Raw genomic sequence first — 17,162 nt, 5'->3', positions numbered from 1 at the left:
CCACGATGAAAGACCCTTTGCTGAATTCGCTGATCTACGTTAGCCGTTACTATGGATTAGCTAACTCGCCGGAAGCACTTGTTAACGGATTGCCGCTCTCAGAAGGCAGGCTGACTCCGTTTTTGCTTCCCAGAGCAGCAGAGAGAGCCGGGTTGGTCGCCAAAGAAAACCGTGGAGAGCTGGAGAATATCTCCAGCTTGATACTGCCAGCAATATTAGTTCTGAAAGGTGGTGATTCTTGTGTTTTAAATAGTCTTAACCCAGAGACACAAGAAGCGGAAATCACCACCTTAGAAAGTGGAATGGTGCCTATCTCCATTTCATTACCAGACTTACTTCAACAATACGCCGGGCGCTACTTCCTGGTCAAAAAACAGTTCCGTTTTGATGAACGCTCGCCAGAGGTACTCAAAACCAATCAAGGACACTGGTTTTGGTCGACTTTATGGCAATCAAAACGCATTTACCGTGATGTATTTATTGCCTCGCTACTGATCAATATTTTTGCCATCGCTGCACCAATGTTTACGCGCTTGGTGTATGACAAAGTGATCCCTAACCTTGCCTTTGAAACCCTATGGGTACTGGCAAGTGGTGTATTTGTTGTCTTCTTATTTGATTTTATTCTCAAGACATTACGTAACTACTTCATCGATGTCGCGGGTAAAAAATCTGACATTCTGATTTCCTCCAAACTGTTTAGCAAAGTGATGGGGATTCGAATGGAATCCAAACCTCCTTCGGTTGGCGCTTTTGCTCGCCATCTACAGGAATTTGAATCTATTCGTGAATTCTTCACATCAGCAACCGTCAGCGCCCTAATCGACTTACCCTTCGCAATTCTGTTCTTAGTCATCATTTGGTTAATGACAGGTAACCTCGTATTCGTCCCGTTGGTCGGTGTCATTATTTTGGTTATTCACTCGCTGATAATTCAAAAGCCGTTGAGACGTTCGATAGAAGAAGGGTCGCGACTCGCTTCGCAAAAATACGCCAACTTAATTGAAAGCCTCTCCGGTATCGAAACCGTCAAAATGCTCAGTGCGCAAAGCCAATTCCAATATCGTTGGGAAGAAGCCGTAGCACACATGGCAAACTGGAATATTAAAAGCCGCCGTATCACGGACAGTATTCAAAACTCAGCAAGCTTTGTGCAGCAAAGTAGTAATGTCGGTATGGTCATTCTCGGCGTTTACCTGATTGCAGAAGGAGAGTTAACCATGGGGGGCTTAATCGCAGCGACGATGCTGAGTGGACGCGCCATCAGCCCGATGATTCAGCTTTCTTTGCTATCAACACGCTACAATCAAGCGAAGTCTTCAATGACCATCATTAATCAGGTCATGGAGATGCCGGATGAGCAAGAAGAAGGAAAGCGTTACATTCACCGCCCTATTGTTCAGGGTAAAATTGAACTTGAACGTGTCACCTTCTACTACCCTAACTCGCCTGTCGCATCGATTCGTGATTTGAGCCTGACCATCAACCCTGGTGAGAAAGTCGCGATTATCGGGCGTATAGGCTCAGGAAAAACAACATTAGAACGTCTTATCATGGGGCTATATCAGCCTACAGAGGGACATGTGCGCATTGATGACACCGATATTGCTCAGCTTCATCACGTCGATATAAGGCGCAACATCGGCTGCGTACCACAAGATCCAACTCTATTCTTTGGTTCGATACGCGATAACATTACGCTCGGACGCCCTCTCACCGATGACCGTGATGTTATGGATGCCGCTAATCGTGCTGGAGTGACGGCATTTACTCAGTCGGATCCGGCCGGTCTGGAGCGTCAGGTAGGTGAAGGTGGTGCAATGCTATCAGGTGGGCAACGTCAGGCCGTTACCATCGCCAGAGCTCTGTTAGGGCATCCTCCGGTCCTACTGATGGATGAACCGACCAGCGCCATGGACAACCGCTCTGAAATGCACATAAAGCATCAGTTAGCCCAGTTGAAAGAGAATGAGACGTTGATTTTTATCACTCACAAGACCGCAATGCTTGATATCGTTGATAGGGTTATCGTTTTAGAAAAAGGCAGCATTATTGCGGATGGTCCAAAAGCTCAGGTACTGAGCGATTTGAAACAAGGTAAAGTGCGTGCAGTAAGTTAACGTGCCAATATCGCCCCTTAAACACCGACTGTTTACGGGGCTCGCTCTATCTGAACCCGAAATAGTTCACCTCTTCCAAGAATACCCAGATAAGCACGAAACCAACAATAACAGCCAACATCATAATCGCTTTTTCATCTTCTTCCATATGCCTCATCTTATTCCACCTCGCAGATCTAAGCACCCTCGCTTCGTTAATCAAGTGAGATAACTTGCTGTCATAACTAGGGTCTGTTGACCTTATTAGATTAGCAGTAGAAAAGCGCGAATTCCGGTTCTCAGTGTGCTCAATAGGCACATCAATTTGAGATATGCGAGATAAATCAAGTCATATTCAAGTACGAGACAAAGTTGACCAGCTAAGATAAAAAATTGTGATTACTTACAGTAAAAAATCAGCTATAACAGCCGTTTGTTAGTACCATCGAGTTGAAGAAAGGCGAGTTGAAGAAATGAATGATTGGATCCAATTAGATCAAGTGAACCAGTATTTCAACGAAGGCTCTCTTGGATATAAAGTGTTAATGGGCATCATTGTCTTGATCACTTATCGGATCCTGAAAAGAGTTGCCAACCGAGCCATCATAAACCTAGCCTCATCGAAAGGGGTAAAGAAGGCACGCTTAAGCTTTATTCAGCGTTGCTTTAACGTGGCACTGTTGTTTCTGACCGCATCCACTTTTGCGATTGTCACTGGCATCGGATACGGTGATGTATCGCTGTTCCTATCCTCCATATTTGCAGTCCTGGGAGTCGCGTTTATTGCCCAATGGTCGATACTGAGTAATATCACCGCAAGCTTTTTGATCTTCTTCGTATTTCCATATCGCGTCGGGGATCGGATCAAAGTCGTCGATAAAGATGAAGACATCAGCGGTGAGATTCAAGAGATCAGCATGTTTCATGTGTTGATCAAGCACGAAAACGGCAACCTTATCACTTATCCAAATAACCAAATATTACAGAAAGCGGTGTTGAAACTGGCCAAAAACAAGCCTGTCGCAACTAAAACCAAGTCCCGAATTTACACCCGAAGAAAGTAACCCGGAGCTCGAGTAAGTTGGTTTTAGACGTGGGAAGCAGATAGTCATTCTGCGACAAAAATAGTGTGATAAAAATTAAAGCCCCGAGAGTTCGCTCTACGGGGCTTTATTTTTACTTCTTAATGTACAGGTCTTTAGAGTAAATTCGGCCTTCTACGTTGTTTTTAGCAAAGCCACCAACGTTAGGACGCACTAATCTCGCCTGCATGTAATAGTAAATTGGGGCGATAGGAACATCTGCCGCAATCAGTTTTTCGGCTTCATCGTAGTACGCCTGACGTTTTTTATCGTCTGTGGTCGCGAGTGCGTTGTCCATCGCCTGGTCGTATTCAGGGCTTTGGTAACGCGCAAAGTTCCCTGAGGAATCCGATCTTAACAAACTCAAGAATGTCGATGCTTCATTGTAATCTCCACACCATGAGGCTCGCATTACATCAAAATTACCTTGCTTACGCGCCACTAAATAAGATTTCCATTCTTGGTTTTCCAACTCTACCTTCGCGTCTAAGTTTTCACTGAGCATAGAGGCAATAGCCACAGCAATGGCTTTATTCGACTCACTGGTATTGTAAAGAAGTTTAAAATCGAGCGGCTTATCTTTTCCATAACCCGCCTCTTCTAATAACTGACGAGCCTTTTCATCACGCTGTTGCTGTGTCCAGTTGCTGTAGTCCGGTTGAGTCGCATCAAAACCAGCCGTATATTGGTGAGCAAACGTGTATGCGGGTAAGTTACCAACCTGGGTAACGCCATTGGTAATGACGTCGCGCATGATTGAATAAGACACAGCCTGACGAACTCTTACATCATCAAACGGCGGACGGGTTGTATTGAACGCGTAATAATACGTACACAATAATGGCACCACTGTATACGCATCCTGATATTCTTGTTCCAGCTTCTGTGCCATATGTGTTGGTACATCAGAAGTGATGTCTACTTCGCCAACCACATAGCGATTAATCGAGGCATTTTGATTCTCAAACGGGATGTAAGTTACGTTGGTGAGGTGCGTATTGTCTGCATCCCAATAATTAGGGTTTTTCTTCAGTTCAATGCGTTCATTGACTACCCATTTATCGAGGACAAATGCGCCATTACCGACAAACTGTTTCGGATCGCTCCATGGTTTCCCACCCTGCTCCACTGTCGATTTATGAACAGGCATCATTGATGTGTGGCCTGTCATTGCCACAAAGTACGGGACTTTACTTTCTAGCTCGAAACGAAGTGTGTATTTATCTAGAGCCTTAACACCTAACTCTTCAACTGGCAGTTTACCTTCAGCGACATCCACAATGTTCTTGATGCTTGTCATTTCAAGATACCAAACATTTGGTGACGCCAATTGAGGATCAACCGCCCTTCTTAACGCATACACAAAGTCGTCTGCCGTTACTGGATCACCGTTGGACCATTTTGCGTCTTTGCGTAAATGGAAGACAAACGTTTGGTTGTCTTTCGTTTCCCACGACTGGGCGACACCAGGAACAATATTGCCATCACGATCTTGAATCACCAACCCTTCAAATAAGTCTCGCAATATATGCATTTCTGGCATCCCTTCGGCTTTTGCCGGATCGAGAGTGGCCGCTTCAGCATCATTCGCTCGCACTAAAACTTGCTCAGCGGCAAGTTGAACATCTTCAGGTATGACATCTGCAAACGCAGAAATCGTTACGACAGGGGTAAAAAGAGAGGAAATAAGCAATGTCTTTGAGAATTTTTTAATATCCATATCGTTTTTAGTTCTCCTAACTCGTCTTTGAAGCCAACACCACAATTAACAATACAACCATTGACGAAATTTAACAGTTCGGTTTATCTAAGTAATTAAAATTAATATTACTTCATCTGGTTGGAGATTATGGTGAATCTAATTCCAAGAACGGAAAGAGCTGCATTTTTAATTAAGCCCAAAACCTACGGAAAGTCCGTTTTAGGTGCGCCTTTGCTTTACTTCCCTGCTCAGGTGGAAAGCACATCACGTGGTTTGATATTAGCGGGAACACACGGAGATGAGACAGCTTCTATAACAGGTTTATCATGCGCGCTAAGAAGTTTGCCAGTAAACGGCTTACATCATGATGTGGTGTTATCGATGAACCCTGATGGCAACCAACTCGGTACCAGAGCAAACGCCAATCAAGTTGATCTTAATCGTGCCTTTCCAACTCAAAACTGGACTGAGCATGGCACTGTGTATCGTTGGAGTTCTCATACTCCGGTACGCGATGTAAAAGTGAAAACGGGTAATGCAAATCAACTTGAGCCTGAGGTGGCCGCGCTGATCAATCTTATCGAAGAAAGACGACCAACGTTTGTGGTCTCATTCCATGAACCGCTGGCCTTTGTGGATGACCCAAAATTTTCCGCCTTAGCAAAATGGCTCGGTAGCCAATTCGATCTCCCATTGGTCGAAGACGTGGATTACGAAACTCCCGGGTCATTTGGCACTTGGTGTAGTGAAAGAGAACTGCCGTGTGTCACTCTGGAATTACCAGCCATGTCCTCTGATTTAACCATAGAGCAGTACCTACCCGCGATTATTGCACTGCTTCAGTATGAGCCTGTTAATTAAGGTTTTACGATAGAAAAAGGCATTTCATATATGCTTTGAAAAAGAGAGACATAGATATGTGATTTACAGTGTAAAACGCCGTTATGTAGGTCGAGCCAAACAAGTCTCGTATTTGAAGAGGCTTATTTTTGTAGATAGAGAAGCACCCTACCTAACGGTTGAAGACTCAGTTGAGTACAAGCGTCGATAAAGCCTGATTGTGATTCCTATACGCTAAAGGATTCAGAGACAAAAATTGGCCGTCTAAGCGATGATGGATTCTTGCTCGAGATTTGCCGACACATTGATTTCGTATTGATTAAATCGAAATGTGCAACCGCCGTGGGTGCGTTTGGTTGTCACTTGCTCGTTACCAAACTGAACGGTTACCCGAGAAAAAACGTGTTCTTTCGCTAACACCGTATTTTCTTTTAGCGCAAGTTCAAAGGCGATTTCGGTCTGATCAAGTTTCAGCTTTAACTCTTCCACTAGGCGGTTATTTTGGGATTTTAACGTTTCTATTTCCACACCTTCTGCTTGATTACGTTCTGCTTTGGAACGCTTTTTGAATTCTAACTCTTTGCGGATGATATCCATCGTTTCAGCTTGTACGTTTTTATACTGTTCCTTTAAGTTGCTAATATGCTCCTTATACAAAGAATAGCCTGTGAACGCTTCTACCCTGGTTGCTGTATCTCCTTCTACGCCCAGTTGCAAACACAACACATTTTTGGCGACTTTAGCGTGGCCACCACTCAATGTGCCATTTTTACCACTCGCATCCAGAACTGTCAGGGTCTTACCGCAAGTAATTTCGTTATTCATGCTATGGACTGCGAGCTCAATGTCTTTACCTGCAGATAGTTCACTATACTGCGCGTAACTAGCCCGAATCGAACCTTTGGTTTTCACACGACAACTTCTAGGTTGGCCATCACTAACGGTATGACCAATAATTCCTCTACCGACCAGAATGTCATCGCGCGCTTGAACATCAGCGGACTCAATAAATCCACCTACCGTAATCGAGCCTGTCGCCTGAACAATCATGCCAGATTCAATGTTGCCACCAATAATCACGTTTCCTTTAAATTTAACGTGGCCAGTATTAACGCCAACATTGTTGAGGCACAGTGCGTTGTCGACTTCAATCGTATTGTTCTTTATTAGTGGCGTACCTGAAATTGAAGCAATGAGAAGATTTGGATCACTTGGACAAACTTCACTACCTTTGCCCGGTTTGAGAGCGGTATCTTTGCCCGCATGCGCAGGTATAAGTCGGCCTTGGACAGTGAAGCCGGGGATCCCTTTAGTAGCAGGAGTGCGGCGCATGACTTCATCACCAACATTGACAGAGATTGTTTCGCCAAGATTTCTCAAGTCTATTTTGTCGCTACTCGATTGTCCCTGTTTTGGCTTGAGAATACGTTTTGTGATGTCTTTTACCAGAGGCGTAAAAATAGAGTCTTTACCTTTGATTGGCGGTTTACCAACAGCAACAGGTTGGGTAAACGTTTCTCCAGGCCTAAGTTGACTACTGACCAGCATTACTTTCTTTAAGGCGAGTTTGTTGATTCCCTTGGTAACCTTTGCTTGTGCTAGTGCCCTGACAATTTCTGCTCCACGTAATCCGCGTCCGCCATAAGCGCCGGTTACGATAATACTTGCAAGCATATCGTTATTGGACAACTCCACAGTAATCTCTGCGTCTTTCTTCTGAGCGACCACTACGCCTTTATAAGCTAGCGCGTCTCGAACTCTCACGCATTCAATAAATCGGCTGACCGAGTCATCCTCAACAAATAACGAATCGGCATTCATTAACGCAAGTTGTGTAAGTAACTCTTTTCTATCAAACTGACTTTCCAAATCCACATCTGGTGCAAGACGAGCGATTATCCTTGTTTTGTCCTCAGACCACTCAAGACACAGCTTCCACATAGCGATACCACTTTGCTGAACATCAACACCATCAGTCTAACTAAAAATATTTTCTCGACAAACTGTGCAGTCTTAATAATCAAGCTTATATCACTAATAGTGAGATAAATGTCAATTCCGCCAAGTCAGTGAATAGTATCGTGAATATAATCTAAACCAGCTCAAATAGGACAAATAAAAAAAGAGGCGATTTACAGTGTAAACCCCCTCTTCTTCGTTATTTTAATTTACAGTGTAAATCTAATTAAGGTCTGCTTTACAGTGTAAATTGTTTCAGAAGCAACTGCACTTCACGCCGAATTTCTTGTTCAACTTGCTTACGTCCAGTTAGATTGAACTGTTTCGCACAGCTCTCCCAATCATGGTTAAGGAATAACTTGCAGATCATTAAATCGGAAACTGATACTAAGCCATTTTTCAATAGCCACTGTTTTAACCATACAAACACAGATTCGTAACTACCACCACCTAGAGCGTAATTGCGAATAAGCATAAGTTGGCAAGGATGGAGAGCGATCTTCATTCTTGGCGCACTGAGTAAACTTCGATTTAAACTAGGCTCTAACTTCGAGTACACCAGATTGGCGCTCATCGACATAAACTCACATAAAAGTAGCTCAGCTTCATCAATCCATTTCTGCGGTTTATTGGCCAACTGTCTGACCATCAATAGAGAGTAACAACCACTTGCGGCATCGCGCATTGTTCCAAGTCGAATCGGTTGATAACCGACACTATTCCAAAAGCGCAACAGCTCATCTGTCAAACCAAAGCTGGTGGAAAGATAATTGACATGAGAAGGTAGAGACTGCTCAAGTTGAGTAAGCATCCGCTTCCCGAGCCCTTTATTTTGTAACTCAGGATGCACCGCGATACGCATAATACGAAGCGTTGATAGCCGCCCCACATCAGGCATGCCGAGTTGATTGATAATAGTAACAGGGGCTAGATGACCTGGTGGACGACGCCTCCCGAGTTGAATATCAGAAATAATCGAATCATCTAAACTGCCCTCTTCAACCGTCATGATAACGCCGACTATTTTCTTTTCACTCGTTGCTACATAAATAGAACTACATTCATCTTGAAGTAAGTGCAGCAAATCATTCGGAGAAGTTTGATAGTGCGCATTCACCAAAAGAGCAAAACAGTCACGTAGTAAACTAGGATTAGAAACCAATTCATGCTTTGCAATTTTTTTAAGTAGGAATTCTTGCGCAACCACGGATGGAGGGGCCATCAGTTCTGCATCCAATACAAATGCTTGATATAGCCAGGACTCGAGAATATCACCTTCGCACCAGCGGATTGGTTGTTTAAGATGACAGGTTTTCATTCCGGCTCTTTGCTTTCTCAGCCAGTCAACAAACTTAAGCGTAAACCCGCGTCCACAACCCTCGTAACCGTGAATGGTGCTAGAAAATACAAGGCGATGGAAATGAGCCGTCATCTGCTGCAGCATAGGAACTGGAATTGCAGCGGCTTCGTCGACAAGTAGTAAGTCACATTCGGGTAGCAACGCGAGTAATTCGTCCGGCGCGATAAATTGTATGCTCCCCTGCCCGGCTTCAAATCTGTCTTTTCTGATACGCTGGCCGCTTGGCAGTATTCGTTCTGCGTGTAAGAAAACCGGTTCTACCGCTTTAATAGATGGTGCTGTCACTAAAACTCGCAACGGCTTAGTTTGTAATAAATTCGCACACGCGATCCCAAGGGCACTGCTTTTCCCACGGCCACGGTCTGCGGTTAACACTAAAGGGCGTTTTCGATGGCCTGTTACCACTTTTTCAATCGCAGCAACAGCCTGCTCTTGTTGCGTATATCTTTGGACTTTACTGGAGGGTTCAAAACTTGGTAACTCAGGCACAATTTGATGTTGCTCTAAGACAAGTAACTTCTGCCACTGAGACGCCATCCACTGTTGAGCGCAGTTTGATGGCTCAACATTATCGGTAGCCACAATCAGAATACCGCCACCAACTAGTGAGCCCAATGCTGCAGAGAAGCTGTTCGCATCAAAGTTTTTACGCGCATCATAAACGAGCACATCACATTCTCTTCCTAGCAACATATGCCCTTGTTTGCTAGATACTGAAAAGGCGTCGCCTAACGACCATTCACCGACACAAAACCAACGTAATTCTTGATGAGCTTGATAGAACGAAGCGATAAGTTCGTTTTGCCAGTCGCCATCACCCTGGATAGCCACGCCTACGCGTTGGAAAGACTGAAATGCCTTTTGTTGAAGTAAAGCGAGAAACTCAGTTTGTGTGTGCATGCTGTATACCCAAGGTTTAACCAACGCCATATTACCACAACTTAAACAGGCAACTGATCGGCAAGCAAAAACAACAGGCATAAAAAAACCGCCCGAAGGCGGTTGAAGTTTTGACTAACGTTATTGCAATTTGCTGTGAACAAAAGCAAGAATTTCTTCCATCAAACTGTCATCTACTTTTTTAAGGTTCAGTGCCAGATTACTGCCTTTGCGGCTGTAACTCGCGCGACCTTTTATCAAATCGACTTTGTCTACCTTTGGTGATGGTTTGGCTGGTGATAATTCTGTAATCCAACTTTCTAGGCTTTCTGTGACTTCTTTTGTTAGACGAGCAACACCTTGCGCTGTGCTACGCTGCCACAAGTATCCTTCTGTTGTACGACATTTATCTAACAACCCTTGCTGATGTTCAGGGCTTAGATTCGTAAACTGCTTGTGCAATTTAACAATGGTTGGGCGACCAAGGTCGCCAACATTTGGATACGCTTGAAGCAACTCTAGTGGTAAAGAAGCCGCTTTTAACGCTCCACTTACCAATGCCTCACTGCATTGGAACATTTTCGCCAGCGCTTTCTGGTCTTCTGCTTCACCGCTGTCTAACTTGGCTTGCATCTCTTTACCTTTCTCATAAAGAGAGAGAGGCTTGTGAGCGTTTGCCACATCAGACAGAAACTTAGCATGATTAGAGTTAATGTTGTCACCAACATAAACCAGAAAATCTTGCTCAGCTAGAATACAAGATTTACGACGACGACTACCGTCTAATACCTCAATCTTGCCATCTTCAGTGCGACGGCCGACGGCCGGATACTGTTGACCACGCTCTTTTAACGTAACCAATACATCGGATAAAGCATGCTCATTCAAGAAAGATTGTTCGCGTGCGTTATCGACAAACACTGTCGTTTCAGACTCAACCTTGTCAGCAGGAATGCGAACCAACTCGAATTGAACGGTATTCTCACCTGCGACCGCTAACTCAATAGTTTGCGTTTTTTCTTTTGCAGCGGTTTGCGCTTCTTGAGGCGTAGCTACGCGGCGTTTATTAGTTTTGCCAAATAATTTTGCGTTTAATTCAGACGTTTTCAAAGCCATTTACTTATTACCCCTGATTCAATGACGGCCAATTAGAGTGCAATACACGCTCTAGTTCAAGTGCGCTCTTATGAACGGCGTCTTGAGCGGTTGCGAGCGTTTTCTTACCACCTTCAAAATCACTCACAGTGAGATCAAATACCGTACTGTAGGTGTCAGCACAGGTTTCAAACGCTCGACTACGCGGAATGGTAGCCATCATAACTTGGTCACCTAGAAGATAGTTCATTTCAGTTAAAACAGAAACTTGCTTCTTATTGTCGTCTTCAAACATGGTTGGCATTAAGCGCACAAACTCAAGGCCATTCCAATCTTCTGGGAACATTTCATACACTGTCGGTAAGTGTTGGAAAAAGTTTACCGTTGAAGCCCAGTCAAGACGTTTGGCTGCACATGGAATCAGCAAGGCGTTAGAAGCATACATTGCATTCCAAACTAGCGGATCCACGTGCGGGCCGGTATCAATCATGATGATATCGAAATCATCTGCAATAATGTCGATAAGCTGCTCTTTTAACAAACGCACGATATCTAAAGATGGGTCTTCAGATAAGGTTTGCCACGCTTCGGCATTAAACATCGCGTCTTCTGGGAAAGCAGAGATTGACTTCAAGTTTGGATATTGCGTAGGTAGCAATACATTCTTATGCAAAAACTCACTATCAATCTCAACACCGTCTGGTACGTTACCTAACATAATATCAACGGCAGAATAGATATTATCGTGTTCAGCGACACTGATTTGTGGGTTTAGGAATAGACGTAATGAGCCTTGTGGATCTAAGTCAATCAAACAAATACGGTAGCGTTTATCTAAGTTAAGCGCTAAACAAGCCGCTAAATGCACCGCCGACATCGATTTACCCGTACCACCCTTTTGGTTTTGTACGTTGATAATCCACGGCTTATTACCATTGTTTTTTTTACGCTCGTGGAATTTAGGCACCTCAGCCGCATCCATCAGCATATGTGCTTCTTCTAACGTAATGGAATAATGATTGGCGTTGTTCTTTGTAAATTGATGGCCAGCGGCTTCCATTTTACCAATCGCGTCATCGAGTTTTCGACGAGTCAAACCCGATCGGGTTTCCATCATTGCCTTAGACATTGGAGGGAAGTAGTTGTCACTTCGCTCTTCCAAAACAATCTCAATACGGTCAGCTTGAACTTGTTGTGTGAGTTCTGCTAACTCATGAAGATTTTCAATCGTTTTTTCTCTTTTCATGCCAATTTCCGTTGAAAGGATATCTGATTGCAATTGTACAGCAGTGAACACCAATAACAACAAAAAGGTGCACAAACATTTTGAATAACAATCACATATAAAAACAATAAAATCGACTCTTTTATGAATTATGGTAAAAAATATATCAAAATATAATCAAACAAGTTCGCACAAACGCTTTGCTAACTCTATAAATTAAAAGTGTTACAGCGTCACACATTTACATTGTAAATTAAAATTTATGCGGAACGATTATATTGACCGGCTAAATTACGGATTATGTAAAATCAACATGTTTACAACAAAAAATGCAGAAACGGGGACAAGATTCATTCACGGATACCTACTTGATCATGCTTCCAAAGCATTTGAGGCCAATTTTTAATAGATGGTTCGGAAAGATGATCAAGAGGGTTACTTGATCATCTTTCCGTGTTTTATCCAACTTACGAAAGCATGATCATGGCAAAAGTAGGGGAGTGCATGAGTAGATGGACGTTATTCTATGCGATCAAACCATCGGAAAAATGATCAAGTGAATAGGTTTCTCGGAAGCATGCTTTTTACTCGCCATTTTACGGACGAATGCAGATATACTGGGGCATTCAGAGAATCAAGCGTAAACAAACCTCGGAACGATGAAATAAAAACATGGTATTTGATAAGTACAGCTATCATGATCATGCTTCCTAAATTTAGAACAGATATAGGATTTACACGCTTAGTACTGATATCTGATGATATTTTCAGCACATGAATAAATTACCGCCGAAATGAGACTTTAACTTGGCATTAACGCTACTCTTGATCATCGATCCGGAACCAAGGAGGCGGTAAAATCCATGGTGTTTACACCTTTGTTGATCAAGCAAACCCGCATTTCTGTGGATAACCTGTACAAATGTCATGATCATCGTTTCAAGACCATTTTGATCATCTTTTCAGAAACTTAATGATCATGCTTACGAGAGAATATGATCATGCTTTCAAGATATCGTTGATCATCGTTTCGTTATATTCATGATCATGGTTCCGAAAGGGGTTTCAATAATTCCCTTTTATAACAACAACTTAAAATGATAAAAATTGCCAGATCAATAGATCATATAATCAATTAAGATCAGAATAATCAAAAAGATCAGTTATTTAAAAAACAAGATTTTTTCTTTATTTATGATCTGTTTTTCTTTATTCTTCGGAACCATAGCACAACTACGGCTAGTGTGATCTGGATCTAAAATGATGGCTGATGAAAAAATTCTGATTAAAGCACCAAGAAGCCACAAAGACGGGCATCTTTTTGAAGTGCACGAATCTTCTGCAGATTGGGTAGAACAATACCAACACTTCAAAGGGGTGACCAAAAGCATCTTAGAATTGCTTAATCTGATCTCGTTGAGAGGTTTCAGCAGCAAAGATGGACTTGTATCAACTACTGAAATCGTTGAAGCAACAGATGGTCAACTGACTCGTGCTGCGTTACAACAACGATTACGAGCAGCGGTGAACATTGGTTTATTTACGCAAACTCCAGTTCGCTTTGAAGAAGGACTGGCAGGTAAAACCATGCTTCACACGTTTGTTAATCCCAATAAGCTCATTTCCGCTTTGGGTGCAACGAGCTTAGTTACTGAAAAAGTCCGCCAGAATGAAAAACAAAAACGCTCAAAAGCACTAGCTCAGACGCAAGTAAACAAACGCTTGCTGACAGAACATGGCTTAAACACGCCGCCGACGATGAAAGATGAAGCGGATCAATTTGTCGTCTCTCCAACTAATTGGGCTGGGATCATTGACCAAGCTTTGGCGCCACCACGTACTCGTAAGAGTTATCAGAAGTCGATGGTGTCGATCTCTGGTACGAAAGCGGTAATAGAAACTCGATCGTCAAAAAATATCATGACAGTCGATGATCTGATGACCTTGTTTGCGCTGTTTACCCTGACCGTGCAATACCATGATCATCACAAAGATCAGTACCATCTTGATGCTGCTCATGTACCGAATAAAACACCGCTGTATATCACCGACATCCTGTCATTGCGTGGCAAAAAGGACAGTGGACCTGCTCGTGATTCCATTCGTGACAGTATCGATAGAATCGAATTCACCGACTTCCAGTTGCATGAGCTTACAGGCCGCTGGTTAAGTGAAAACATGCCGGAAGGTTTTAAAAGTGATCGATTCCGCTTTCTAGCGCGAACGATCACCGCATCAGAAGAAGCGCCAGTTGAGGGCAGCGACGGTGAGATCCGAATCAAACCTAATTTGTACATATTGGTTTGGGAGCCGTCGTTTTACGAGGAATTACTGACTCGTGATTACTTTTTCCTGTTCCCGCCAGAGATTCTGAAACAACATACTTTGGTGTTCCAGTTATATTCCTTTTTCCGTAGCCGCATGGTTCGTCGCCATACGGATTGTATGTTGCTTAGTGAACTGAATCAGAAGTTAGCGCGTAACATCGAGTGGCGTCGATTCTCCATGGATCTTATCCGGGAACTGAAACGATTATCTGATGGAAAAGGGACGGAAGATCTTTTTGTTGTTAACTTATGGGGCTACCACCTGACGATCGAAACCATGATCGAGAAAGGCAAAATCATGGATTACCAGATCGATATCAAGTGTGATGTTGAGGAAGTCTTGCGTTATTCACGTGCTCGTACCACAAACGCAGGAAAGCGTAACATGGCTCCTACGCTGCCAAACCCACTTCGTAATGAGATGGTATCCAAACAACAGCTAGAAGAGCTCTCAGGCATCATTGACGGCGAATTTGAGCCTATTCAGCGCAAAGCACCGTCTCCTCGTGGTAATTTAGGGCGTAGGATCAAGCAAAGAAAACATCTGGTTGAGATTAATGCAGATGAAATTACCATTACTCTATCCAAATATACCTCACCAGAGGCTCTGGAACGCAGCATAACGGCGTTATCAGCAATGACAGGGCACTCGTACGCCTCGATTAAGGAAGAGTGCTCTGAGTACATTGAGAAGCTTGATTGGTTAAGAGTTGGAGATGACCCACTACCTTATGAGACTCTGAGTAAGACCGTTGAGCTGTTCAATACGCAAAATGATCTCAAACATCTTACTATTGAGCGTCTGATTGCCGGTTTAGCGGTTCGTCGCAAGGTCTGCAGACAAATTTATGATGGCCATATGGATGAGATGGTGTATCGAGCTCTTGATGAAATGGCGATTTAACATCATTCAGGTTTATGAATTGAAACCGATTAATGTGACTGATTGATTTTAAATGTAAATATATATTTCGATAATAGAAAACAGACCTAACTCTAACAAAATCATGACATAGCGGTTCGGAGTCAAGACTAAGCTTGATCTCGAATAGACAACCTTTTGTCCTTTCTGATGATTAATAGATAGGCTCATATATTGTTACATTCATTCTGAATAGACTTCGCGAGTTTCTGCTTAGGAAACTCGCTTTTTTTTGTCTCAAATTCGGGGAAAACCTTGATCATCTTTCCGGGTTAATGACGTAAACCTTGATCATGCTTCCCGGTTTCATTCCAATTTAAAGATCGCATCAATGCCACATGTGACTCGATCAAGCTGTGAGCTTGTTGTTGCCACTCACTTTGATCGCACTGCTGATTACAAAACTCTAAAGCGAGCACCGTAAGATGCTGCAAACGTTTCAAACACCAGTCCTTAATCTCAATATCGGTTGATACCTGACACGCAGCTTGTTCCAGTTTTGCACTTGCGTAGAGCAAGGTTTGGTAGGCTTTTTGATGGTCATGATACCTGGCGTGTTGGAATACTCGTAAACAACCGTCAAGCCAACAAGCAATCGCTTTACTTTGTCGCTCGCACAGCTTAGGCCCAAAGACCTCATCTGGTGCCTGGTATAAGATCGTTTCCAATTTACCAACTTGATCATGCTTCCGATGTTCATACCACATCGAGATCTGATCTTGCCAAGTACTCAATTCCATTACGCTGCCTCAGTCCATTGTTTTACAAAGTGATTTGGCCCTATTTGATCAAATTCGTCGACAATGATACTGCTTCGACTACGAATCTCATCGGCGTCTACTGAATAGTTTGGTTCATTTTTCACTAAGTTACCAAAGGGAAGGTCTGGATCGGGCACGGCAGAAATCAACAGCTTAGTATAAGGGTGCTGCGGGTTCTTGAGTATTGAGTGAGTATCACCCCATTCAACGATTTGCCCCTTGTACATCACCGCGGTTTCTTCTGCGATGTAGTGTGCGGTTGCCAGATCATGAGTTATATACAAAAAGCCAATGCCAAGCTCTTGCTTCATTCTCTGCATTAAATTCAAGACGCCCAAGCGAATGGATACATCAAGCATTGATGTCGGTTCATCCGCGAGAATTATCTGTGATCCAACGGCGAGAGCACGCGCTAAATTAACCCGTTGGCGCTGGCCACCACTTAGCTCGTGTGGGAACTTATTTAACGTTTCCTCTGGAAGTTCCACCAGCTTCAACAGCTCCAGCAAGCGGGCAGATATGTCACGATCAGTTTTGACTTGCTTATGAATTTTGATAGGACGCGTGAGGTGATGGCGAATAGTATGCGTTGGATTGAGTGAGCCAAAAGGATCTTGAAAGACCATTTGTACTTTACTGCGGTACGCTTGGATATCAGATCGAGTCGTGATCTCATTGATGTCGGTACCATTAAACAGGATCTTGCCCTCAGTTGCCGGGTAGACTTTCGTGAGCAAGCGCGCACAGGTACTTTTACCGCACCCAGATTCACCGACCAAAGCCAGTGTTTTCCCGGCATAAAGATCAAAACTAACGCCTTGCAGAGCGCGAAAGGTTTCTTCTTTCTCAAGACCGCCGCCGACTTTGAACTCTTTAATCACATCTTTCATTTGGATAATAGGCTGGTTCAT

At 43.4% G+C, this 17,162-nt stretch carries 11 protein-coding genes; 4 read left to right on the top strand and 7 right to left on the bottom strand.

Annotated features, from left to right (window positions below):
• Positions 1–5 precede the first annotated feature (5 nt).
• Positions 6–2,120 carry a type I secretion system permease/ATPase gene (locus DBX26_RS21160; RefSeq protein ID WP_020335034.1) on the top strand — a complete coding sequence of 705 codons (2,115 nt, stop codon included), beginning with the start codon at positions 6–8 and terminating at the stop codon, positions 2,118–2,120.
• Between the two features lie 452 nt (positions 2,121–2,572).
• Positions 2,573–3,163: a mechanosensitive ion channel family protein gene (locus DBX26_RS21155; protein ID WP_065300611.1), complete on the top strand. Its 591-nt coding sequence runs from the start codon at positions 2,573–2,575 to the stop codon at positions 3,161–3,163.
• Between the two features lie 112 nt (positions 3,164–3,275).
• Here the strand turns inward: DBX26_RS21155 and DBX26_RS21150 are convergent, their stop codons facing one another.
• Complete coding sequence (locus DBX26_RS21150; protein WP_118120815.1) at positions 3,276–4,901, bottom strand: ABC transporter substrate-binding protein; 1,626 nt, start codon at positions 4,899–4,901, stop codon at positions 3,276–3,278.
• Positions 4,902–5,033: 132 nt separating this feature from the next.
• On the opposite strand from DBX26_RS21150, the gene mpaA reads away from it, so the two are divergent.
• Entirely contained in the window at positions 5,034–5,744 is a 711-nt protein-coding gene (gene mpaA / locus DBX26_RS21145; RefSeq protein WP_118121246.1) for a murein tripeptide amidase MpaA, read from the top strand.
• Positions 5,745–5,987: 243 nt separating this feature from the next.
• Here the strand turns inward: mpaA and DBX26_RS21140 are convergent, their stop codons facing one another.
• From DBX26_RS21140 to DBX26_RS21125, 4 genes are all read right to left on the bottom strand, one after another.
• Positions 5,988–7,664, bottom strand: a complete 1,677-nt coding sequence (locus DBX26_RS21140) for a DUF342 domain-containing protein (RefSeq protein ID WP_118120814.1) — start codon at positions 7,662–7,664, stop codon at positions 5,988–5,990.
• A gap of 256 nt (positions 7,665–7,920) precedes the next feature.
• The gene (locus DBX26_RS21135) at positions 7,921–9,942 is read right to left on the bottom strand and encodes a tRNA(Met) cytidine acetyltransferase TmcA (RefSeq protein ID WP_118121245.1); all 2,022 of its coding nucleotides are present in this window, start codon (positions 9,940–9,942) and stop codon (positions 7,921–7,923) included.
• Positions 9,943–10,062: 120 nt separating this feature from the next.
• Positions 10,063–11,037 (bottom strand): ParB/RepB/Spo0J family partition protein, encoded by a 975-nt coding sequence (locus DBX26_RS21130; RefSeq protein ID WP_014235119.1) that lies wholly within the window; start codon positions 11,035–11,037, stop codon positions 10,063–10,065.
• 7 nt (positions 11,038–11,044) lie between these two features.
• Positions 11,045–12,262: an AAA family ATPase gene (locus tag DBX26_RS21125; protein ID WP_014235120.1), complete on the bottom strand. Its 1,218-nt coding sequence runs from the start codon at positions 12,260–12,262 to the stop codon at positions 11,045–11,047.
• 1,239 nt (positions 12,263–13,501) lie between these two features.
• On the opposite strand from DBX26_RS21125, the gene DBX26_RS21120 reads away from it, so the two are divergent.
• Positions 13,502–15,472 (top strand): replication initiator protein RctB domain-containing protein, encoded by a 1,971-nt coding sequence (locus DBX26_RS21120; protein WP_020335045.1) that lies wholly within the window; start codon positions 13,502–13,504, stop codon positions 15,470–15,472.
• A gap of 290 nt (positions 15,473–15,762) precedes the next feature.
• On the opposite strand, the gene DBX26_RS21115 is transcribed toward DBX26_RS21120, so the two are convergent.
• Entirely contained in the window at positions 15,763–16,230 is a 468-nt protein-coding gene (locus tag DBX26_RS21115; protein ID WP_118120813.1) for a transcriptional regulator, read from the bottom strand.
• A complete protein-coding gene (locus tag DBX26_RS21110; protein WP_118120812.1) occupies positions 16,230–17,162 on the bottom strand; it encodes an ATP-binding cassette domain-containing protein in 933 nt (310 codons plus the stop codon). Before DBX26_RS21110 ends, DBX26_RS21115 begins: the two co-directional genes overlap by 1 nt.

Source organism: Vibrio sp. dhg, from assembly GCF_003443775.1.
Taxonomy (GTDB): domain Bacteria; phylum Pseudomonadota; class Gammaproteobacteria; order Enterobacterales; family Vibrionaceae; genus Vibrio; species Vibrio natriegens.
Note: the sequence above shows the minus strand (reverse complement) of the source record. Positions and strands in the feature narration are given on the sequence as shown.